This window comes from Streptomyces sp. NPDC052496, from assembly GCF_040679095.1.
Lineage (GTDB): Bacteria > Actinomycetota > Actinomycetes > Streptomycetales > Streptomycetaceae > Streptomyces.
The window spans coordinates 11,766-32,435 of record NZ_JBFAUH010000047.1; the positions used below are offsets into that span (position 1 = coordinate 11,766).

Consider the following 20,670-nt stretch of genomic DNA (forward strand, 5'->3'; position numbering starts at 1 on the left):
GGCCGGTGCGGCGGGCGGACCGGCGGCGCGTCAGGCGACCTTCTTGGCGTTCTGGATGGCCTTGGTGAGGTCTTCGATCAGCGGGGCGGCGCCCGCGTAGGAGAAGCGCGGCTCGCTCGACCAGCCGGTGACCTGTCCTGCCTTGACGGCGGGCAGCTTGTTCCAGGCGGGCTTGGCGGCCAGGTCCTTGGGCTGGAGGGCGGAGGTGCGGTTGTCGAGCATGAGCACGTCGGCCGGGTACTTGTCGGCGTTCTCCCAGCTCAGGTTCTCGAAGTAGCCGCCCTTGTCCAGGTTGTCGGGGACGATGATGTCCACGCCCAGGGACTTGAAGTACATGATGTCGGAGTTGATGCCGGGGTTGGAGGCGTAGAAGAGGTCGGCGCTGCCGGAGCAGGCGAGCACCCGGACCGGGTTGGCCTTGGCGGCCTTGCGCAGCTCGGCCGCGGCCTTCTCGAAGCGGGCCTTGGCGTCGGTGACCTTCTTGGCCTTCAGGTCGGCGCCGAGGGACTGCGCCAGCTCGGCGTACCGCTCGATGATCTTCACCAGCGGAACCCGGGCCGAGGTGATGGCCACCTGCTCGGCCAGCTTGGTGATCTTGTCCTTGCTCTCGTCCGGCACGAACCACAGGGCGCCCGGCTCGTACATGTTGGTGATCAGCAGGTCGGGGTCGAGGGCCGCGTACTTCTCGACCGCGAACTGGTTGTACGCGTTGCCGATGATGCTGACGCGGTCCACGTCGATGTCCCCGGCCTGCGGGTCCGGCTTGCCGTCCGTCAGCTTGGTCGGGCCGAAGACGCCGACGACCTGCTTGTCGATGCCGAAGTCGTACAGCGCGGCCGCGGTGCCGGTGAAGGCGACGATGCGCTGCGGCGTGTGGTCGAGCGAGACCTTCTTCTTGCGGTCGTCGGTGAAGGACCAGGCGCCGCCCTTGACGTCCCCCTTGGAGCCCGAGTCCTTGCCGCCTCCGCAGGCGGCCAGCAGGGCGCCGATACCGACGGCGCCACCGGCGGCGAGGACACCGCGTCGGGACAGGGATACGCTTCGGGAGGTGCTCATGGGCGCTGTGCTTCTCTCTGGGCTGGGCCTCGGCACGGCCGGCCAGGCTTGACGGGACTTCAGCCGGTCGTTCACGGTCTTCAGTACGGTTTCGGTCGGACGTCAGGACGTACGGCAAAGGGCCGGTAAAAGGCCCAGCGGAACGACTTGATGTCTGATCGTGAGGGTAGGCTAACCTAACTCCCGTGTTGGTTGACAGTCCCCCCGAAGCAGCAAACGCCCCCGCGGCACCGCGGCGGCGGCAGATCACTCGCTCGGCGGGGCTCGTCGCCTCCGTCGGCCTCCTGGTGATCGTCACCGCCCTGGGCATCGCCGTCGGCGCGAAACAGGTACCCCTCGACCAGGTGTGGCACGCCCTCTTCCACTACACGGGCGACGACACCGACGTGGTCGTACGGGACGTACGCCTGCCGCGCACCCTCCTCGGCCTGCTGGCCGGCGCGGCGCTGGGGCTGGCCGGCACGGTCATGCAGGCCCTGACCCGCAACCCCCTCGCCGACCCGGGTGTCCTCGGCATCAACGCGGGCGCCTCGGCGGCCGTCGTCTCCGCCATCAGCTTCCTGGGCATCACCTCCCTGACCGGGTACGTGTGGTTCGCCTTCCTGGGCGCCGCGGTCGTCTCGGTCGCCGTGTACGTGCTCGGCGGCACCCGCAGCGCCACCCCCGTACGGCTCGCGCTGGCCGGCACCGCCCTGTCCGCCGTACTGATCGGCTACATCAACGCCGTCAACCTCCTGGACACCGCGGCGCTGGACCGGATGCGCTTCTGGACGGTCGGCTCGCTGGCCTCCGCCACCATGACCACCGTTCAGGAGGTCGCCCCCTTCCTCCTGGCCGGCGCCGTACTGGCGCTCGCCGTCGGACGCCCCCTGAACGCCATCGCCCTCGGCGACGACCAGGCGCGCGCCCTGGGCGCCCGGCTGACCCGCACCCGGGTACTGGCGATGATCGCCGTCACCCTGCTGTGCGGCGGCGCGACCGCCGCCTGCGGCCCGATCGTCTACGTCGGCCTGATGGTCCCGCACGTCGTGCGCGCCGTCACCGGCCCCGACCTGCGGTGGATCCTGCCGTACTCCGCGGTCCTGTCGCCCGTCCTGCTGCTCGGCGCCGACGTCCTGGGGCGCGTCGTGGCGCGGCCCGGCGAGATCCAGGTCGGCATCGTGACGGCCGTCGTCGGCGGCCCGGTCTTCATCTACCTCGTACGGCGTCGGAGGATGGCCCAGCTGTGAGTTCCACCGTCAAGACCGGCACCGACCGGAACGATTCCGCGGCGGCCGGCCGGGCCGCCGCCGCGCACACGGGCCGGCCCGTACGGGCGGTACGCACCGCCGGCGGGCTGTCGGTACGCCTGGACGCACGGGCCCTCGTCGTCTCCGTGCTGCTGGCGGCCGTGGCCCTGTTCGCGAGCGTCCTGCTGATCGGCACCGGCGACTTCCCGATGGGCCCGGCGGACGTCCTGGCCACCCTCACCGGGTCCGGCACCCCCGCGCAGGAGTTCATCGTCAACGACCTGCGGCTGCCGCGGGTGCTGGTCGGACTGCTGGTCGGCGCCGCCTTCGGGATCGCCGGAGCCGTCTTCCAGGCCGTCTCCCGCAACCCGCTCGGCAGCCCCGACGTCCTCGGCTTCTCCCAGGGCTCGACGGTCGGCGCGCTGCTCGTCATCGTCTTCTTCCAGGGCGGCACCTTCGCGGTGGCCGCCGGATCGGTCGTCGGCGGCATCGTCACCGGACTGGCGATCTTCCTGCTGGCGTGGAAGGGCGGCATCCACGGCTACCGCTTCGTCCTCGTCGGCATCGGCGCCGCCGCGATGCTCTACGCGATGGTCCTGTACCTGATGACCAAGGCGAACATCGTCGAGGCCACCCAGGCCGTCACCTGGATGACCGGCACCCTCAGCGGCCGGGACTGGGACCAGGTGTGGCCGCTGGCCATCGTCTGCGCCGTCCTGATCCCGCTGTCACTGCTGTACGGGCGGCCGCTGCGGATGCTGGAGATGGGCGACGACGCCGCGTACGCACTGGGCGTCCCGGTCCAGCGGGTGCGCATGGTGCTGCTGGCGGCGGCCGTGGTGCTGGTCGCCGCGGCGACCGCCGCGGCCGGGCCGATCGCCTTCCTCGCGCTGACCGCGCCGCAGCTCGCCCGCCGGCTCACCCGCTCGCCCGGCCCCAACCTGCTGCCCGCCGCCCTCATGGGCGCCGCCCTCCTGGTGAGCGCCGACTGGCTCTCCCAGCAGCTCTTCGGCGCCGACCAGCTCCCGGTGGGCGTGCTCACCGGAGTGCTCGGCGGCGGCTACCTGCTGTGGCTGCTGGCTTCCGAGCGCAAGGCGGGGCGGATATGAGCGCGCGGGACGCGGACCGTACCGCCACCGGCCACCGCGCGGCGCCGAGCGCGCCGCACCGGGCCCCCACGACGCAGACCCGACAAGGAGCAACGCAGTGAGCCGTCTCACGGCCGAGAACGTGACCCTGGCCTACGACCAGCGGGTCATCGCCGAGGACCTCTCGGTGGCCATACCGGACCGTTCCTTCACGGTCATCGTCGGACCGAACGCCTGCGGCAAGTCCACGCTGCTGCGCGCCCTGTCGCGGATGCTCAAGCCGGCCGCCGGCTCGGTGCTGCTGGACGGCTCGGCCATCTCCTCGCTGCCCGCCAAGAAGGTCGCCCGCACCCTCGGGCTGCTGCCGCAGTCCTCCGTCGCGCCCGACGGCATCACCGTCGCCGACCTGGTCGCGCGCGGCCGCTACCCGCACCAGGGACTGCTGCGCCAGTGGTCGGGCGAGGACGAGCGGATCGTACGGGAGTCGATGGACGCCACCGGCGTCGGCGAGCTCGCCGAGCGCTACGTCGACGAACTCTCCGGCGGCCAGCGGCAGCGCGTGTGGATCGCCATGGCGCTCGCCCAGCAGACGCCGCTGCTCCTCCTGGACGAGCCGACCACCTACCTCGACATCCAGCACCAGATCGAGGTGCTGGACCTGTGCGCCGAACTCCACGAGGAGCAGGGCCGCACCCTCGTCGCCGTCCTGCACGACCTCAACCACGCCGCCCGCTACGCCACCCACCTGATCGCGATGCGCGGCGGCGAGATCGTCGCCGAGGGGCCGCCGGAGCAGGTCGTCACCGCCGACCTCGTCGAGCGGGTCTTCGGCCTGAAGTGCCAGGTCATCGACGACCCGGAGACGGGCACGCCGCTGGTGGTCCCGGCGGCGCGCAAGGCCCGTACGGAGGCGGCGGCCGCGGTGTCCTGAGGACGGGGCGGGGGCGGGGGCGGGGCGCGGGCCTTCCGGGGCCGGTGCCGGTGCGCGTCGCCGCCGTCAGAGCAGCGAGCGCAGGCGCAGCAGGTCGCGGAAGCCCGCTTCCAGCTTGACCCGGCCGCTGCCCCACGCCTTGGCGAAGCGCAGCTCGCCGTCGACCATCGCCACCAGGTCGTCGCCGCGCATGGTCAGGCGGATCTGGGCGCGTTCGGGCGGCGGTCCGGGGACGCTGGTGACGTCCTCCAGGGTGCCGTTGGCCAGCCGGCCGGTGAAGGTGACGTCCAGGTCGGTGATCCAGCAGCTCAGCGAGCGGTCGAGCGCGGCAGCGCTGCGGACGTCGCCGTTCGCGGCGGAGAGGTTCTGTGCGAGCCGGCCGAGGGCGGCGCGGCACTCTTCGAGGGTTGCCATCGAGATCGACGATACGCCCGTACGGGGCGGGCGGGCGGTGGCCCGGTCGGCGGGCGGTTCGAGGTAGCGTCGAGGCATGCAAGAGCCGAGAGAGCCGGTGGCGGGTGTGGTGCCGGACGGGCGGGTACCGGATGGGTGGGTACCGGACGGTACGGACGCGGAGGGCCGGGGGCCGGGGCTCCGGGCGCCGGACGGGTCCGCAGCGGACGGGTCCGCAGCGGACGGGTCCGGTGCGCACGGGATTGACGCGGACGCGGAGCCTGGCGTGGACGCGGAGCCTGGCGTGGACGGGCCCGGGGCGGACGGCAGTGGGCCGGGCGGACCCGCCGGGCCGCAGCCGCTCGGTGTCGTCGTCACGCCCACCGGGGACGCCGCCGTCGACGCCCAGCTGCGGCGCCTCGCCGACGCCGACCACCTCGCCGCGAGCGGCCACCTGGAGGTGTACGAGGATGTGCACCGGGGACTGCGCGACGCGCTGGCCGCTCTCGACCGGCGTCCAGGGCCCGCCGGTCCGTCCGGCACCGGCCCGGCCGGCGCGCCCCCGTCCCCGCGGCCGTCCGCAACGTACGACAACAGGAGCTGAACCACAGGTGGCAGGAGTGGCACGACGCCGACTCGACGCGGAGCTGGTGCGCCGCAAGCTGGCCCGCTCGCGCGAACACGCGAGCCAGCTGATCGCCGCGGGGCGGGTGACCGTCGGCGGGACGACGGCGACCAAGTCCGCCACCCAGGTGGAGACCAGCGCGGCCCTGGTCGTCCGCGAGGACGACAGCGACCCGGACTACGTCTCGCGCGGTGGCCACAAGCTGGCCGGGGCCCTCGCCGCGTTCGCACCCCGCGGCCTGAAGGTGGCCGGCCGCCGCGCGCTGGACGCGGGCGCCTCCACCGGCGGCTTCACGGACGTGCTGTTGCGGGCCGGAGCCGGGCACGTCGTCGCCGCCGACGTCGGATACGGGCAGCTCGCCTGGTCGCTGCAGAGCGACGACCGGGTCACCGTCAAGGACCGCACCAACGTGCGTGAACTGACGCTGGAACAGCTCGACGGCGAGCCCGTCGACCTCGTCGTGGGCGACCTGTCCTTCATCCCGCTGGGTCTGGTGCTGCCCGCCCTGGTGCGCTGCGCGGCGCCCGACGCCGACCTGGTGCTGATGGTCAAGCCGCAGTTCGAGGTCGGCAAGGAGCGCCTGGGCAGCGGCGGGGTGGTGCGCAGCGCCGAACTGCGGGCCGAGGCGGTGCGCGGCGTCGCCGAGCGGGCCGCCGCGCTGGGACTGGGCGTGGCCGGTGTGACGGCGAGCCCGTTGCCCGGTCCCTCCGGCAATGTCGAGTACTTTCTGTGGCTGCGCGCCGGGGCGGACGCACTCGACCCGGCGGACGTCGACCGAGCAGTGGCGGAGGGGCCCCGTTGACCAGTTCTGAAGCATCCGGAGCGGCTGAGACAGCCGGCTTGCGCACCACCCGTACCGCACCGTCGCAAGGCGGCCCGGAGCCGTCCGGGCAGCGTACGGTCTTCCTGCTCGCCCACACCGGCCGCCCCGCGGCCGTCCGCAGCGCCGAACTCGTCGTCCAGGGGCTGCTGCGCAGCGGCATCGGCGTACGGGTGCTGGCCGAGGAGGCCGCGGACCTGCCGCTGCCGGCGTCCGTGGTGCGTGTCGAGTCCGAGCAGTGCGCGGCCGAGGGCTGCGAGCTGCTGGTGGTCCTCGGCGGCGACGGGACGCTGCTGCGCGGCGCGGACTTCGCCCGTACGTCCGGGGTGCCGATGCTCGGCGTCAACCTCGGCCGGGTCGGCTTCCTGGCGGAGGCCGAACGCGACGACCTGGACAAGGTCGTCGACCGGGTCGTGACCCGCTCCTACGAGGTCGAGGAGCGGATGACCATCGACGTCCTGGTCCGCAACAACGGCAGCATCGCGCACACCGACTGGGCACTGAACGAGGCGTCGGTGGAGAAGGCGGCCCGGGAACGGATGCTGGAGGTCGTCACCGAGGTCGACGGGCGGCCCGTCTCGCGCTTCGGCGGCGACGGCGTCGTGTGCGCCACGCCGACCGGCTCCACCGCGTACGCCTTCTCGGCCGGCGGCCCGGTGGTCTGGCCCGAGGTCGAGGCCCTGCTGATGGTGCCGATCAGCGCCCACGCGCTGTTCGCCAAGCCGCTGGTCACCTCGCCGGATTCGGTACTCGCCGTCGAGGTCCAGCCCAAGACGCCGCACGGCGTGCTGTGGTGCGACGGCCGCCGCAGCGTCGAACTGCCCGCCGGCGCCCGGGTCGAAGTCCGCCGCGGCGCGACTCCGGTACGCCTCGCCCGCCTGCACCACGCCTCCTTCACCGACCGCCTGGTGGCCAAGTTCGCCCTGCCGGTGGCGGGGTGGCGGGGGGCGCCGCAGTAACGGGCCCGGGCAGACCGACGGCTTTCCTCGGGCCCGGGGGCGGAGACCCGCCCCTGGCCCCGAGAGGAGCAGCGCCCCGGCCGCGAGCGTGGCGACCGCGCCGTGGACCAGGGCGGGCGCGGCGTGCTCCGGGTAGCCCGGGAACACCGACTCGACGAGGTTGATCGTCGTGTGCACGAGGACGGCTGTCAGCACGAACCCGCCGGAACCGTCGTGCAGCAGGACCATCAGCACCCGTGCCGCGACCGAGCCGAGCACCTGGCCGGCTGTCCACAGGGCCGAACGGTCGGCCTGGACGTACGCGACGAGGTGCCAGGCCGCCCACACCAGACCGATGAGCAGCCCCGCACCGAGCGTCCCCCAGCGCTCCCGCACGGGCTGCAGCAGATACCCCGTCCACCCCGCCTCCTCGGCCGCCGCGGCGACGAAGTACAGCACGAGGAGCAGCGGCGCGGAGGCGAGCGGGGAACGCGGCCCCGAGGGCGGCCCCCCGGCCGACGACAGCAGCCCGTACGTCACGAGGAACAGGGCGGGCATCAGGAGGGCGGCCAGCGCCCACCAGCCGGGTCCGGACGCGCCACGAACCGAGAAGGTGCCCTTCAGCAGCCGCCGTACCCCGCGTCCGCCCTCTTCGCGGAAGACGAGGAACGAGGCCACCGCCACCGGCAGGACGAACTGGAACGCGCTCAGCGGCATGCCCATGGGCAGCGTCGCGGACAGGTCGAAGACCGCGCCGGCCATCCAGAACGGGACGGAAAGGGCGGCCAGTACCGCGACGAACGTGCGGGGCGATCGCGGGCTGCCGCCCGTCGTGGCCGGAGTCATGGCGCCGGGTGGCCGGTGGCCAGAAGGGTGCGGGCGCGGGTCAGGGCCGGGTCGCGGCGGGAGGTCAGGTCCTCGGGGGTGAAGGCCGGGGTGCGGAGGGTCGGGGGGATGCCGGTGCCGTCGAAGGTGCGGCCGTCCGGGGTCAGGAACTCCTCGTTGGGGAGGGCGAACTTCCAGCCGTTCGGCAGGGTGCGGTCCAGCGTGTCGGAGAAGAGGCCCTGGGTGGCCTCGCCGATACGGGCCGGTGCGGGCGTACGGCCGAGCAGGGCCTGGGTGAAGGTCTCGCCCGCGCTGATCGTGAGCGGTCCGGTCAGCAGCGCGAGCGGGCCCGTGTAGCGCGGGCCGTCGTACGGGCGCACTCGTACGGTCTGGTCGGGGGTGAACTTACGGGGGTCCTCCGGGTCGTTGCGCGCGTGTTTGCGGTACGCCGGATACGGGCGGCCGGTCAGCCGGGAGGCGACGCGCAGCCCGAGCAGGTCCGAGCCGCCGCCGTTGAGCCGCAGATCGACGACGAGTCCGCGCAGGGCCCGCGGCCCCGACGTGCGGGCCTCGGTGAACACCGCGTCCAGCGCCCGGTCCAGCTCCGCGACGTCGTTCTCGTGGCCCGCGCGGCCGGTGTAGCCGTGGAAGGACGTGATGCGGAGGTAGCCGAGGCGCCCGGGGAGATCGGCATAGGAGAGGGCGCCGCCGGCCCAGCGCCGCAGGGCGACGTCCCGGCCGAGGCCGGCGGCGATCGCCGCGTCCACCCGCTTCAGGAACGCCGGGGTGGGGGCGACCGTCCCGGGCCGCAGCCCCGCGAAGGTTCGGCCCGCTCCCGCGGTCAGCCTGGTGTGCCCGTCGTGCAGCGGCTCGATCATCGCGCGCAGCACGGCGAAGAGTTCGGCCTCGGTGGTCCGCGCGGTGACGCGCGGGCGGTACCGGTCGCGGACGGCGGCCCAGTCGACCCCCTTGGCGGCGAAGAACGGGTAGTTCTCGGCGTAGGTGCGCCAGAAGACGTCGAAGACCGTGCGGGGGTCCTTCGCGGGGCGCTGGTGGCAGCGGGCGGGCAGCCCGCTGATCCGGTGGAGGGTGCGGTACCCGGCGTTGTCCTGGACGCTCAGCCGGGCCACCCCGGCGCTCTGCGGGACGACCGTGACGCGCGGCGCGTCCGGTACGTCGAAGGCCACCCGGCCCGCGGCGTCCGGCCGGCCCGTACGGGCAGCGTCGACGGAACCGGGCAGGCAGCTCACGGCCGTGGTCTCGTACGTGCGCAGCCGCCGCCCGCCGATCGTGACGAGGGTGCCGTACCCGTCCATCCGCCACACTCCCTCCAGGGAGGCGGCGCGCGTCGGCACGGGCTGCGCCGCAACTCCCTCGGACGCCCGGAGCGCCTGAGCGCCGGTGGCCGGCGTACAGGCGGTGGCCAGGGCGGTGACGACCAGCAGGAGGGCGGTCCGCCGGGTGGGCCGAGGGCCGGTCGACGTCTGGACCGACCGCGTCACCGGTCGCGGGGCCGACTGCTCGGTCATGGTCTTGTCCCCCTTGCGTCGCGTTGCGGTGTGGTTCATGGCCGGCATCAGCCGCTGTCACGTCGCCGCGAGGGTCTCCACGGCGCGGCGGCGCAGGGCCGCGTGGACCGGCAGGCCGGTGGCGAGCAGCGTCAGCAGGAGCACGCCGCCGGATATCCCGAGGACGGCCGGCCACGGCAGATACGGCAGCGGGCTGCCGTACAGGGATCGCAGTACCGGAGCGAGGGTGCAGAGCGCGATGGCGGTGCCCAGGAGCAGCGCCGTGCCCGCCACGACGGCCGCCTCCCAGGCGGCCATGGACCGCACCTGGCGCGGACGGCTGCCGATCACACGCAACAGCGCCAGGTCACGGCGGCGCTCGATGGTGATCATGGCCAGGGTATTGGCGGCGGCGATGGCGGCGAAGCCCGCGTACAGACCGGTGCCGACGTAGTCCATCCAGACCGACCGGGCCGGGCCGGCCGAACCGGTCACGTGCCGGGCGGTGGTGTGCATCGCGATCTTGGTCGTGCCGAACGCGACGACCAGCACCAGCGGGACCACGGCGGCGGAGAAGCGGCGCGCCTGCGTCGTCACGTTCAGCATGGCCAGCTCGGCGGCGCTGCCCAGGCGGCCCGCCGACCGGGCGACCAGCCAGGCCACCGGGCCGACGATGCGCGGCCCGAGCAGACCGACGCCGAAGCAGAACAGGAGCAGGACGATGAACGCGCCGTCGCCCGCCTTCTCCGGCCGGTCGGCCGACAACCGGGAGACGAACGCGCCGCCCGCGATCGCCGCCAGCCCCAGGGGGAGCCGCAGCAGCCCCAGCTTGCGGCGGCCCGCGCCGGCCTCCCGCAAGGCACGCGCGGGGCGCAGCGCGGCGAACCTGCTCGCCGCGAGCACCCCCGCGAGGGCCGAGGTGACCGTCGCCACCGCGAGGCACACGGGCAGTGCCACCCAGCTGAACGTGAAGCCGACACCGGGCGGGATCAGGCCGTGCTCCGCCATGCCCGCGAACCACCAGCGCGCGAGCACCCCGCCGAGCAGGAAGCCGGCCACGGCCGAGGGCACCGCCGCCGCGACGGCCTGCGCGGCGACCGCCCGCCGGATCTGCCACGGCCGGGCGCCGATCGCGCGCAGCATGGCGAATTCGCGGTGCTGCTGGGTGACGGCCGTGCCCATGGTCGAGGCGAGGACGAAGACCGAGAGGTAGACGGAGACGAGCAGGAAGGCGGTGGCCATGATGCCCACCTCGGAAGCCGCCAGGGCGCGCCGCGCGGCGGCGGGCGCGCTCTTCGTCCCGGTCGAGGCCAGCAGCATGGTCGAGGCGCTGACCACCGTGGCCGCGAACAGGGCCGCGACGGCCGTCCCGGCGAAGGAGGCCCGGTGCCCGCGCAGCGCCGCCCGCGCCGGCCCACTGGTCGCGGACCCGCCGTGGGCGGACCTGCCGCGGGTGGGACGGCCGGGCGCGGGGTGGCCGGGTGCGGGGTGGCCGGGTGCGGGGTGGCCGGGCGCCGGCGGCATCGGCCCGGACGGCGCTGCCCCGGGCGGCACCGGCCCGGACCACACCGTCCCAGGCAGTACCTCGCCCGCTCCCATCGCTCCCATCGCTCCCGCGGACATCCGGCACCCCCTTTCGCTCGTGTTCCTGCTTCAGCTGCTTGCTTCAGCGTGACGGGCGGTGCAGGGGGTCCACCATGAGGAAAACATCCGTTCTCGCAGTGGGGTTTTCCGCAGGGCGGGGCGGCAAGGCGAGGGGAGGCCGTCGCGGGGCGGGCCCAGGACCTCGTAAGGTCGTATCCGTGTTGGAGGAGATGCGGATCAGGTCCCTGGGCGTCATTGACGATGCCGTCGTCGAGCTGTCGCCGGGTTTCACGGCGGTGACCGGCGAGACGGGCGCGGGCAAGACCATGGTCGTCACCAGCCTCGGGCTGCTGCTCGGCGGGCGCGCCGACCCCGCCCTGGTGCGGATCGGCGCCAAATCGGCGGTCGTGGAGGGGCGCATAGCGGTGGGCCCGGCGGCCCCGGCCGCGGTGCGCGCCGAGGAGGCGGGCGCCGAGCTGGACGACGGCACGCTGCTGATCAGCCGCACGGTCTCGGCCGAAGGCCGCTCGCGCGCCCACGTCGGCGGGCGTTCCGTCCCGGTCGGACTGCTGGGGGAGTTGGCGGACGACCTGGTCGCCGTGCACGGCCAGACCGACCAGCAGGGCCTGCTGCGCCCGGCCCGGCAGCGGCAGGCGCTGGACCGCTACGCGGGCGACGCGGTGTCCGTACCGCTCGCCAAGTACACCGCCGCGTACCGGCGGCTGCGCGCCGTGGCCGCCGAGCTGGACGAGCTGACCACCCGCGCCCGCGAACGGGCCCAGGAGGCCGACCTGCTGCGCTTCGGCCTGGAGGAGATCGCCGCGGCCGAACCGCAGCCGGACGAGGACACCGAGCTGGCCGCCGAGGCCGAACGGCTCGGCCACGCCGAGGCGCTGGCCTCCGCCGCCGCGGCCGCGCACGCCGCGCTGGCCGGCAACCCCGAGGACCTGGAGGCCGTCGACGCCAGCACCCTGGTCGCGGGCGCGCACCGGGCGCTGGACGCCGTACGCAGCCACGACCCCGCGCTGTCCGCGCTCACCGAGCGGCTGGGCGAGATCGGCATCCTGATGGCCGACGTGGCCGGCGAACTGGCCAGCTACGCGGACGGGCTGGACGCCGATCCGCTGCGGCTGGCCGCCGTCGAGGAGCGCCGGGCCGCGCTGACGCACCTGACGCGCAAGTACGGCGAGGACATCGGCGCCGTACTGGCCTGGGCCGAGGAGGGCGCCGCCCGCCTCGCCGAACTGGACGGCGACGACGACCGGATCGGCGAGCTGACCGCGGAGCGCGACGCGCTGCGCGCGGAACTGGGCGAGCTGGCGCAGGCGTTGACCGACGCCCGCGAGGCGTCGGCGAAGCGATTCGCCGACGCGGTGACGGCCGAGCTGGCCGAGCTGGCCATGCCGCACGCCCGGGTGAGCGTCCGGATCAGCCAGACCGAGACCGCCGACGAGAACGACGGCGTCGAGGTCGGCGGCCGTTCGGTGGCCTTCGGGCCCACCGGTGCCGACGAGGTGGAGCTGCTGCTCGCCCCGCACCCGGGCACGCCGCCCCGCCCCATCGCCAAGGGCGCGTCCGGCGGTGAACTCTCCCGGGTGATGCTCGCGGTCGAGGTGGTCTTCGCCGGTTCCGACCCCGTACCGACCTATTTGTTCGACGAGGTGGACGCGGGCGTCGGCGGCAAGGCCGCCGTGGAGGTCGGCCGCCGCCTGGCCCGCCTGGCCCGGTCCGCCCAGGTCGTGGTCGTCACCCACCTCCCGCAGGTCGCGGCCTTCGCCGACCGGCAGCTGCTGGTGGAGAAGACCCACGACGGCTCGGTCACCCGCAGCGGCGTCACGGTCCTGGAGGGCGAGGACCGGGTACGCGAACTCTCCCGCATGCTCGCCGGTCAGGAGGACTCCGAGACGGCACGGGCCCACGCGGAGGAGCTGCTGGAGACCGCCCGCGCGGTGCGCTGAGCCGGAACCCGCGGCGCGGGGCCGTGCCTCCGGCCCCGGAGCCGCGACCCCGCGAGCGCAAGCCCGGACCGGCTCCCTGGGCTGCTGATCATGATCCCGGACCGGCTCCCTAGGCTGCTGGTCATGATCGCTACGTTGCGCAAGGGCCTGCCGTTCGCTGCCGCGGCAGGCGTCACCCGGGCCGTGTACGGGCAGTTCCGGCGCCGGCCGCCCGGCGGGCGCGGGCGCTGGCAGCGGACGAACCACGCCGGCCGCACGGTCGACCTGTACAGCGGTCCCGCCACCGCGGCGGGCACCGCGCTCGCCGCCGTGACCGCGCCGGGGCTGCCCGCCCGTACGCGTACGGCGGCGGCGCTGGCCGTCCTGGCGGCAGGCGGCTGCGGCGCGTACGACGACCTCGCCGGCGCGGGGGATCCACGGCGCGGCTTCCGGGCGCATCTGTCGGCCCTGCGGGACGGGGAGTTGACCAGTGGTGCGGTGAAACTCCTCGGGATCGGTGCGGCCGGGCTGGCCGCCGGTGCGCTGCTCAAGGAACGGCCGCTGGACAAGGTGCTCGCGGGGGTGGTGATCGCGGGTGCCGCGCACGCCGTGAACCTGGTGGACGTACGGCCGGGCCGGGCACTGGCGGCCACACTCGCCGCGGCGGCGCCGGGCCTGCTGCGGAGCGGCTCGGCCGGGGCGCTGGCCGCCGCTCCGGTGGGCGCCGCGCTGGCGGTCCTCGCGGACGACCTGGGGGAGCGCACCATGATCGGTGACGCGGGGGCGCACGCCCTGGGCGCCGGGCTGGGCCTCGCCGTCGCCGCCGGGTACGGCCGCGTGGGGCTGGCCGCGCACGCCGCCGCCCTGGTCGCGGCCGCGGCGGCCGGTGACCGGGCCAGCCGGACGGCCGCGAGCGTGGACACGTAACCGCCCGACCGCCGGCGTGCAAGGGTGGGGACCTTCGGTCCGTAACGGTTCGACCGTCCGCACGTAACGGACGGACCCCGCGCCAGGTCACTGCCGCTGGGCCACCGGAGTGGTCGGTTTGTCGCCCATATGGGTGGTCAGGTGGGTGTATGGGCGATGTGCGCCCTAGGGGCGGCTCGTCGGCGGTGCCGGAGCCACAGCCGGGACTGGCATCCTGGGGGCGCAGCGCGTACAGCTGCGCGACCGCGCCGCCGTACCGGCGCCTGCCCCGTGCGGAGCCGGACCCGCGGCGCGCCGCCCGGCCCGCCCCCCCCGCCGACTCCAGGAGCACCGCCCACGTGACCAGCACCCCGGCCCCGCCGCACGGACAGTCGCCGCTGCGTACGGTCCAGGTGCTGGGCCGTGGCAGCGCGGGCAGCGCCGCCCATGTGCGTTCGCTGGCCGCCGGGCTGGTGGCGCGCGGGATCCGGGTGACGGTGTGCGCGCCGCCCGCCGCCGAGGACACCTACGACTACACGGACGCGGGCGCGCGCTTCGTACCGGTGCCGCCGCGCGCCGACCCGGCGAGCGTCACGTCGCTGCGGGCCGCCTGCGGGGACGCCGACCTCGTGCACGCGCACGGCCTGCGGGCGGGCCTGCGCGCCGCGTTGGCCCTCCAGGGCCCGCGGGGCCGCCGGGTTCCCCTCGTGGTCACCTGGCACACCAAGGCGCATACGGACGGACCACGGGCCCGCCTGGTCCACCTGCTGGAACGGCGGGTGGCGCGGGCCGCCGCGGTCGTCCTCGGCGCGTGCTCGGACCTGGTGGACCGGGCCCGCGAGCGCGGCGCCCGCGACGCGCGCCTGGCCCCCGTGGCGATCCCGTCCCCCCGGGCCGGCGACCACCCGCTCACGGCGGAGGACCGCCCCGCCCACAAGCAGCGTGCCGAACTGGGCGCGGTGGACCGCCCCTTGATCCTCGTCGTCGGCCGCCTGGAGACGCACCAGGGACACGACCTCCTGCTGGACGCGGCGCACGCGTGGTGCGCCCTGGACCCGCAGCCGATGGTCGCGGTGGCGGGGGAGGGCAGCCGGCGCGAGGCGCTGCAACGGCGCATCGACGCCGAGCACCTGCCGGTATGCCTGCTCGGCCGCCGCGACGACGTGCCCGAACTCCTCGCCGCGGCCGACCTCCTGGTGCTGCCCAGCTGCTGGGAGGCCCGCTCGCTGATCGCCCAGGAGGCGCTGCGGGCCGGCGTGCCGCTGGTGGCCACCGATGTCGGCGGCACCCGCGAACTGGTCGGCCACGCCGCCGAACTCGTCCCGTACGGCGACGCAGCGGCCCTCGCCCGTACCGTCCTGGGCCTGCTGGCTGACCCCGCCCGCAGGGACGCGCTCGCCGCCGCCGGCCGCGCGCAGGCCGCGGGCTGGCCGACCGAGGACGCCACCGTCGCGCAGGTGCTGAGCGTGTACGACGAGCTGATGCAGCGGCGGGAGAGCTGAACGCCGGGGCGAACGCCGGGAGCGCCTGTCCGCACCGTGATCCCGTCCGGCATCGGAACCTGTCCGGCACGACACCACCGCGCCCCCGGACCGCCCTCACCCCCGATCCGTATGCCTCCTGGCCCGCAGGGCCAGCCGCAGCCCGAGGACCGTCTGCGGGTCGTCCAGGTCCGTGCCCAGCAACTGGGCGATGCGGGCCAGCCGGTCGTACAGCGTCTGCCGGTTGACGTTGAGGTCGCGGGCCGTTTCCGCCTTGCGGCCCGCGCTGGCCAGGTAGGCCTCCAGTGTCGGCAGCAGCGGCTGGCGGGCGGCGCGGTCGTGGACGAGCAGCGGGCCGATGGCGCGGTCCACGAAGTCCGTCAGCACGCCCTGTTCGCCGTGTTCGCGCATCCGCCACAGCAGCAGCTCGATGTCCAGCCGGCGAGCGTCGTGCCAGGGCTGCTCCGGCAGGCCCTGCGCGGCGGCAGCCGCCTCGGTCGCGTGCCGCAGCCCGGGGCCGGCCGCCGGCCAGTCGCCCGCAGCGCCGACCACGACCACCGGGCGCCGGGCCGCCGGGGAGTCGGCCCCGGCGCGTACGACTCCCGCGCGGAGCGCTTCGGCGACCCGGTCGGCGATGTGCGTACGGTCCTGCCCCGCGCGCAGCGCGACGAGCAGCGGCACCCGGCCTTCGACGGGCCGTACGCCGAGCAGGACGGGTACGCCCAGCGCGGCCAGCTCCTCGCGCAGGGCGCGGGCCAGCACCGCCCAGCTGCCGGGGGTGGGCAGATGTGAGGGCAGCCGCATGACCACCGGAAGGATCGGTTCACCGCCCGGCCGGAACCCCAGCAGGCGGGCCTGCGCCGGGGCCTCGCCCGCGGTGATCCGGCCCGCCGCCAGGTCGGCCAGGAAGTCACCGCGTCCGCGCGCGGCCAGCACCTCCTCCTGCCGGGACTGGAGCAGTACGACGGCGAGCAGGTCGGCGGCGCGCTCGGCGGCGATCCGGTGCACCGGGGCGACGGGCGCGTTGACGGGCAGTAGGACCAGACGGGCGCGTACGGCGTCGGGACCGGGCCCGCCGCCGGGCACGTCCACCCGCAGGCCGGACTCCCGCAGCCCCTCCCACGCCTGGAGGGGACCGGCGTCCGCGGCCCCGCCGTCGTCCGGGCCCGCGGCGTACAGCGGGCTGCCGTCGGGAGCCTCCAGGCAGAGCGGGTTGCCCGTGAAGGCGGCCAGCCGCCGCAGGACCTCGGGGGCGCCGCCGCCGCGCAGCAGGACGTCCGTACAGCTGCGCAGGAGTTCGTCGGCCTGCCGCAGCAGCAGGTAGTGGCTGTTGACCAGCTCGGTGTGGATCTCCTCGGTGACGGTGACGTAAGGGACCTCGCGGTGCAGCTGCACCAGGGGCAGGCCGCAGGCCCGTGCGCTGTCGACGACGGCGGACGGCAGCGCCTCGAAGCGCGAACCCAGCTCCACGACGAGGGCGGCGATGTCGCGGTCGGCCAGCTCACGGACGAAGGCGCGCTGTTCGGAGGGGCGGGCGCCCAGGCCGAGGCCGGTGGTCAGCAGCAGTTCGCCACCCTTCAGGAGCGACGCGATGTGCGGCACCTCGCCCGCGTGCACCCACCGTACGGCGCGGTCGAGACGGTCCTCGCCGGCCAGCACCTCGGGCAGCCCGCGCCGCAGCGTGGGCAGCTCCAGCGCGCGGCGTACCGTGATCACCGCTTCGATCTTCGCTTCCGGCCCCATGGCGGGGAACGCTACCCGCAGTCCGCTATCCGGACGTACCGGGACGGGCGGCCGGATGTACCGGGACGGGGCCGCCGGACGTACCGGGCCGGACGTACCGGGACAGGCCGCCGGGCCGACTGGACGGGCATACCGGCACGCCGCCGCGGCGAACACGCCGGCACGCCGCCGCGGCGGGCCTCACCCCGGCTCCCTCACCCGGACCCGGACTCCTGCACCCCCGACTCCTTCACCCCCGGCTCCTCACCCCGACTCCCGCACCACCAACCTCGCCCCCGTGACCACCGGAGCCAGCTCCTCCCCACCGCCCCCCGGCCCCGCCGCCATCCGCCGGAGGAGCAGCCGTGCCATGAGGCGGCCCATCTCCTCCACGTCCTGGCGCACCGTGGTGAGCGGCGGGTCCGTCCACGCCGCGGGGTCCAGGTCGTCGTAGCCCACCACGCCCACGTCCTGCGGCACCCGGCGGCCGTGGGCCCGCAGGGTCCGCAGCGCTCCGGAGGCCATCAGGTCGGAGCAGACGAAGACGCCGTCCAGGTCGGGTGCGGCGGCCAGCAGCTCGGCCATCGCGCGCTCGCCGCCCCGGGCGGTGAAACCGCCGTCCGCGATCAGCCGCGGGTCGGGTGCGGCGGGTGCCAGCGCGTCGCGGTAGCCGTCCAGGCGGTCCTGGGCGGAGGTCTGGTCGAGCGGTCCGGTGATCACGGCGATCCGGCGGCGGCCGCGCTCCTGGAGGTGGCGTACGGCCTGCCGGGCGCCGTCGCGGTTGTCGGTGTCGACGTACAGCGGACGGGGTGCGTGACCGGCGTCCGCCCAGCCGGGCCGGCCGCCGTAGACGGTGGGCAGGCCGGACGCCTCGGCCATCGCGGGCAGCGGGTCGTCGCGGTGCAGCGAGAACATCAGTACGCCGTCGGCGTGCCCGGCGGACAGATAGCGGCCGACGCGGTCGCAGTCGGCGCGGGTCTCCTGGAGGAGCAGCAGGAGTTGGACGTCGGCCGCCGACAACGCGCGGCTGATTCCGCGCAGTTGGCGGCCGAAGAACGGGTCGGCGAAGACCCGGGCCTCCGGTTCGGCGATCACCACGGCGACCGCGCCGGTGCGGCGGGTCACCAGGGAGCGGGCCGCGCTGTTCGGTACGTACCCGAGGTCGGTGACGGCGCGCCGGACCCGTTCACGTACCTCGCCGCGGACTCCGGCGCCGCCGTTGACCACGCGGGAGACCGTGGCGCGGGAGACGCCGGCCCGCGCGGCGACCGCCTCCAGTGTCGGACGTCCGCCCTTCGATGTATCCACCATTCGACCCCCGAAGTTGAAAATGGGCCAACCCCCTGGTCCACACCAAGCCTTGACGGCTCGGCGGGAAGTCGGCACTGTGTGCCCCTACACGGCATGAGAGCGCTCTCAATCCTCTCAGGCCGCGTGTGCACACGGAACTCCTCACCACACCCCCACGTAGCCCGAGGAGCGTATGTCATGGACACGAAAATACCCGTTCGCCGGCGGACCCGGGCCAGAACCGCGGCACTGCTCGGCTCGCTCGGCGCCGCCTTCGCCCTCGTCCTCGCCTGGCCGCCCGCCCTGCCCACCGCGTCGGCCGGCCAGCCGGCGGCCACGTACGCGCAGGTCTGGCGCACCGACTTCAACGGCCCGGCGGGCTCCCGCCCGTCCGCCAACGACTGGATCATCGACACCGGCAAGAGCTACCCGGGCGGCCCCGCCAACTGGGGCACCGGTGAACGCCAGACCTACACCGACCGCCCCGAGAACCTGCAACTCGACGGCGCGGGCCATCTGAAGATCACCGCACTCAAGAACGGCGGCACCTGGACCTCCGGCCGCATCGAGACCCGCCGCACCGACTTCGCCGCCCCGGCCAAGGGCAAGCTGCGGATCGAGGCGCGCGTCAAGATGCCGGACATCTCCGGCGACGCGGCCCTCGGTTACTGGCCGGCGTTCTGGACGCTCGGCGCCGAATTCCGCGGCAACTACTGGAACTGGCCCGGCATCGGCGAGTACGACATCATGGAGAACGTCAACGGCGCCAACCGCGTCTGGGGCGTCCTGCACTGCGGCGTCAACCCCGGCGGCCCCTGCAACGAGTCGCAGGGCCGCGGCAATTCACGCGTCTGCCCCGGCGCCACCTGCCAGGCCGGCTTCCACACCTACGCCCTGGAACTGGACCGCACCGGCCCTACCGAATACCTCCACTGGTCCGTGGACGGTCAGCGCTTCCACACCGTCAGCTCGGCCGACATGGACGCCGCCACCTGGGCGAAGACCACCCACCACGGCCACTTCATCCTGCTCAACCTCGCGATGGGCGGCGCCTTCCCGGACGCCGTCGCGGGCCGCGCCACCCCCACCGACGCGACACGCCCCGGAGCGTCCCTCCTGGTCGACCACGTGTCCGTCTCCGTACAGCAAGGAGCCACCGCATGATCTCCCGTCGTACCCTCATCGGCGGCCTCGCCGCGACGGCCGCCGCCGGAGCCGGCGCGGGCCTGCTCGCCCGTACCGCCGGAGCCGCCCCGGCCGGCGCCGTAGCGGCCGGACTGCCGCTGCACGTCGTCAACCGGACCGGCCGCTACGCGAACAACGCCGTCTGGATCTACATCGTCGGCAACACCGGAGACCAGCAGGTCCGGGTCACCGCCAACGGCGACATCAAGCCCATCGCCCTCTCCGACAACCGCCCGGACGGCTTCACCGATTACGCCATACCGCTCGCCGCCAACGGCGACACCAACCTGCGCGTCCCGCGGATGTCCGGGCGCATCTACGTGGCCTGCGGCTCCAAGCTCAAGTTCAAGGCCGTGCAGGACGGCAACGGCAAGCCCGCGCTGGCCTACCCCGCGGGCTGGGTCTCCGGCGACCCCAACTACCCGATCGTGCACGACTGCGCGGAGTTCACGTACGACGGGGCCGGCATGCACTGCAACACCACGGCGGTCGACATGTTCAGCGTCCCGATGTCCATCCGCCTCGTCGGCGCCCGGGACCAGACGGCCGGGGCGCTCAAGGCCGGTGCCCGCTCCCGTATCTTCTCCGAGATCGGCCGCACGCCCGGCTTCGGCAAGCTCGTCGTCGGCGACAAGCGCGTCATCGCCCCCAGCCACGGCCTGGACGCCGGGCTGTTCGACCGCAACTACTTCGCGCCGTACATCGACCGCGCCTGGAACGCGTACACGTCCAAGGACCTGAAGGTCACCACCAACCGCGGGACCTTCACCGGCCGGGTCAGCGGCGGCCAGTTCACCTTCCGGGGGCCCGCCCAGTTCTCCATCGCCAAGCCCTCCACCCGCGACGTGCTCTTCTGCCACGGCGCCCTGCAAGCCCCCAACGACGGGCTGCGCGGCCCGGTCGCCGCGGTGCTCGGCGCCGCCCTCAACCGCGCCACGCTGGCCGACCACGCGGCCCAGCCCACCACCGACGCCGGCACCTTCTACAAGGGCCAGCTCGCCAACCACTACGCGCGCGTCCTGCACGCCGAGGCCGCCGACGGCAAGGCGTACGGCTTCGCCTTCGACGACGTGGCCAACTTCGCCTCGTACATCGAGGACGGCGCGCCCCGTGAGATGACGCTGACGCTGACGGCGTTCTGAGCCACCGGAC

General features: G+C 74.6%; 17 protein-coding genes and 1 pseudogene. 11 read left to right on the forward strand and 7 right to left on the reverse strand.

From position 1 onward, the window contains the following. Positions 1-30: 30 nt before the first annotated feature. A complete protein-coding gene (locus tag AB0L45_RS37510; protein ID WP_365848254.1) occupies positions 31-1,056 on the reverse strand; it encodes an ABC transporter substrate-binding protein in 1,026 nt (341 codons plus the stop codon). A gap of 185 nt (positions 1,057-1,241) precedes the next feature. Between AB0L45_RS37510 and AB0L45_RS37515 the strand changes: the two genes are divergently transcribed. The 3 genes from AB0L45_RS37515 (at position 1,242) to AB0L45_RS37525 (ending at position 4,304) form a co-directional block, all read left to right on the forward strand. After that, the gene (locus tag AB0L45_RS37515) at positions 1,242-2,285 is read left to right on the forward strand and encodes an iron chelate uptake ABC transporter family permease subunit (protein WP_365848255.1); all 1,044 of its coding nucleotides are present in this window, start codon (positions 1,242-1,244) and stop codon (positions 2,283-2,285) included. Beyond that, positions 2,282-3,394, forward strand: a complete 1,113-nt coding sequence (locus AB0L45_RS37520) for an iron chelate uptake ABC transporter family permease subunit (RefSeq protein ID WP_365848256.1) — start codon at positions 2,282-2,284, stop codon at positions 3,392-3,394. Before AB0L45_RS37515 ends, AB0L45_RS37520 begins: the two co-directional genes overlap by 4 nt. A 97-nt stretch (positions 3,395-3,491) precedes the next feature. Continuing rightward, the gene (locus AB0L45_RS37525; protein ID WP_365848257.1) at positions 3,492-4,304 is read left to right on the forward strand and encodes an ABC transporter ATP-binding protein; all 813 of its coding nucleotides are present in this window, start codon (positions 3,492-3,494) and stop codon (positions 4,302-4,304) included. A gap of 66 nt (positions 4,305-4,370) precedes the next feature. Here the strand turns inward: AB0L45_RS37525 and AB0L45_RS37530 are convergent, their stop codons facing one another. After that, positions 4,371-4,718 carry a sterol-binding protein gene (locus AB0L45_RS37530; protein ID WP_365848258.1) on the reverse strand — a complete coding sequence of 116 codons (348 nt, stop codon included), beginning with the start codon at positions 4,716-4,718 and terminating at the stop codon, positions 4,371-4,373. Between the two features lie 283 nt (positions 4,719-5,001). Between AB0L45_RS37530 and AB0L45_RS37535 the strand changes: the two genes are divergently transcribed. The 3 genes from AB0L45_RS37535 to AB0L45_RS37545 are packed head-to-tail and all read left to right on the forward strand — an operon-like array spanning position 5,002 to position 7,101. Then, the gene (locus AB0L45_RS37535; protein ID WP_365848274.1) at positions 5,002-5,301 is read left to right on the forward strand and encodes a hypothetical protein; all 300 of its coding nucleotides are present in this window, start codon (positions 5,002-5,004) and stop codon (positions 5,299-5,301) included. 7 nt (positions 5,302-5,308) lie between these two features. Next, positions 5,309-6,124: a TlyA family RNA methyltransferase gene (locus AB0L45_RS37540; RefSeq protein ID WP_365848259.1), complete on the forward strand. Its 816-nt coding sequence runs from the start codon at positions 5,309-5,311 to the stop codon at positions 6,122-6,124. Between the two features lie 38 nt (positions 6,125-6,162). Then, entirely contained in the window at positions 6,163-7,101 is a 939-nt protein-coding gene (locus tag AB0L45_RS37545) for an NAD kinase (RefSeq protein WP_365848260.1), read from the forward strand. A gap of 165 nt (positions 7,102-7,266) precedes the next feature. Here AB0L45_RS37545 and AB0L45_RS37550 read toward each other — a convergent pair. The 3 genes and pseudogenes from AB0L45_RS37550 to AB0L45_RS37560 all read right to left on the reverse strand — a co-directional run. Further along, positions 7,267-7,926, reverse strand: a pseudogene (locus AB0L45_RS37550) (CPBP family intramembrane glutamic endopeptidase); the annotation flags it as partial. Next, positions 7,923-9,434, reverse strand: a complete 1,512-nt coding sequence (locus AB0L45_RS37555) for a S41 family peptidase (RefSeq protein ID WP_365848261.1) — start codon at positions 9,432-9,434, stop codon at positions 7,923-7,925. The pseudogene AB0L45_RS37550 and the gene AB0L45_RS37555, both read right to left, overlap by 4 nt. Positions 9,435-9,491: 57 nt before the next feature. Next, the gene (locus AB0L45_RS37560; RefSeq protein WP_365848262.1) at positions 9,492-11,036 is read right to left on the reverse strand and encodes an ABC transporter permease; all 1,545 of its coding nucleotides are present in this window, start codon (positions 11,034-11,036) and stop codon (positions 9,492-9,494) included. A 191-nt stretch (positions 11,037-11,227) separates the two neighbouring features. On the opposite strand from AB0L45_RS37560, the gene recN reads away from it, so the two are divergent. The 3 genes from recN to AB0L45_RS37575 all read left to right on the forward strand — a co-directional run bounded on the left by recN (position 11,228) and on the right by AB0L45_RS37575 (position 15,342). Next, a complete protein-coding gene (gene recN / locus AB0L45_RS37565; RefSeq protein WP_365848275.1) occupies positions 11,228-12,955 on the forward strand; it encodes a DNA repair protein RecN in 1,728 nt (575 codons plus the stop codon). 123 nt (positions 12,956-13,078) lie between these two features. Beyond that, entirely contained in the window at positions 13,079-13,861 is a 783-nt protein-coding gene (locus AB0L45_RS37570) for a hypothetical protein (RefSeq protein WP_365848263.1), read from the forward strand. A 338-nt stretch (positions 13,862-14,199) separates the two neighbouring features. Beyond that, entirely contained in the window at positions 14,200-15,342 is a 1,143-nt protein-coding gene (locus AB0L45_RS37575) for a glycosyltransferase family 4 protein (protein WP_365848264.1), read from the forward strand. A gap of 96 nt (positions 15,343-15,438) precedes the next feature. Here AB0L45_RS37575 and AB0L45_RS37580 read toward each other — a convergent pair whose 3' ends face one another. Next, positions 15,439-17,064 (reverse strand): PucR family transcriptional regulator ligand-binding domain-containing protein, encoded by a 1,626-nt coding sequence (locus tag AB0L45_RS37580; protein ID WP_365848265.1) that lies wholly within the window; start codon positions 17,062-17,064, stop codon positions 15,439-15,441. Between the two features lie 243 nt (positions 17,065-17,307). Next, a complete protein-coding gene (locus AB0L45_RS37585) occupies positions 17,308-18,354 on the reverse strand; it encodes a LacI family DNA-binding transcriptional regulator (protein WP_365848266.1) in 1,047 nt (348 codons plus the stop codon). 177 nt (positions 18,355-18,531) lie between these two features. On the opposite strand from AB0L45_RS37585, the gene AB0L45_RS37590 reads away from it, so the two are divergent. Both AB0L45_RS37590 and AB0L45_RS37595 read left to right on the forward strand, forming a co-directional pair. Continuing rightward, entirely contained in the window at positions 18,532-19,497 is a 966-nt protein-coding gene (locus AB0L45_RS37590; protein WP_365848267.1) for a glycoside hydrolase family 16 protein, read from the forward strand. Further along, positions 19,494-20,660 (forward strand): beta-1,3-glucanase family protein, encoded by a 1,167-nt coding sequence (locus AB0L45_RS37595; RefSeq protein ID WP_365848268.1) that lies wholly within the window; start codon positions 19,494-19,496, stop codon positions 20,658-20,660. Before AB0L45_RS37590 ends, AB0L45_RS37595 begins: the two co-directional genes overlap by 4 nt. Positions 20,661-20,670 lie beyond the last annotated feature (10 nt).

Bases quoted from the DNA above. Each gene is read 5' to 3' on its own strand.
- AB0L45_RS37595 (WP_365848268.1), top strand. From the start codon at position 19,494: ATGATCTCCCGTCGTACCCTCATCGGCGGCCTCGCCGCGACGGCCGCC.
- AB0L45_RS37560 (WP_365848262.1), bottom strand. From the start codon at position 11,036: ATGTCCGCGGGAGCGATGGGAGCGATGGGAGCGGGCGAGGTACTGCCT.
- AB0L45_RS37530 (WP_365848258.1), bottom strand. From the start codon at position 4,718: ATGGCAACCCTCGAAGAGTGCCGCGCCGCCCTCGGCCGGCTCGCACAG.
- AB0L45_RS37585 (WP_365848266.1), bottom strand. From the start codon at position 18,354: ATGGTGGATACATCGAAGGGCGGACGTCCGACACTGGAGGCGGTCGCC.
- recN (WP_365848275.1), top strand. From the start codon at position 11,228: ATGCGGATCAGGTCCCTGGGCGTCATTGACGATGCCGTCGTCGAGCTG.
- AB0L45_RS37570 (WP_365848263.1), top strand. From the start codon at position 13,079: ATGATCGCTACGTTGCGCAAGGGCCTGCCGTTCGCTGCCGCGGCAGGC.
- AB0L45_RS37555 (WP_365848261.1), bottom strand. From the start codon at position 9,434: ATGACCGAGCAGTCGGCCCCGCGACCGGTGACGCGGTCGGTCCAGACG.
- AB0L45_RS37590 (WP_365848267.1), top strand. From the start codon at position 18,532: ATGGACACGAAAATACCCGTTCGCCGGCGGACCCGGGCCAGAACCGCG.
- AB0L45_RS37510 (WP_365848254.1), bottom strand. From the start codon at position 1,056: ATGAGCACCTCCCGAAGCGTATCCCTGTCCCGACGCGGTGTCCTCGCC.
- AB0L45_RS37580 (WP_365848265.1), bottom strand. From the start codon at position 17,064: ATGGGGCCGGAAGCGAAGATCGAAGCGGTGATCACGGTACGCCGCGCG.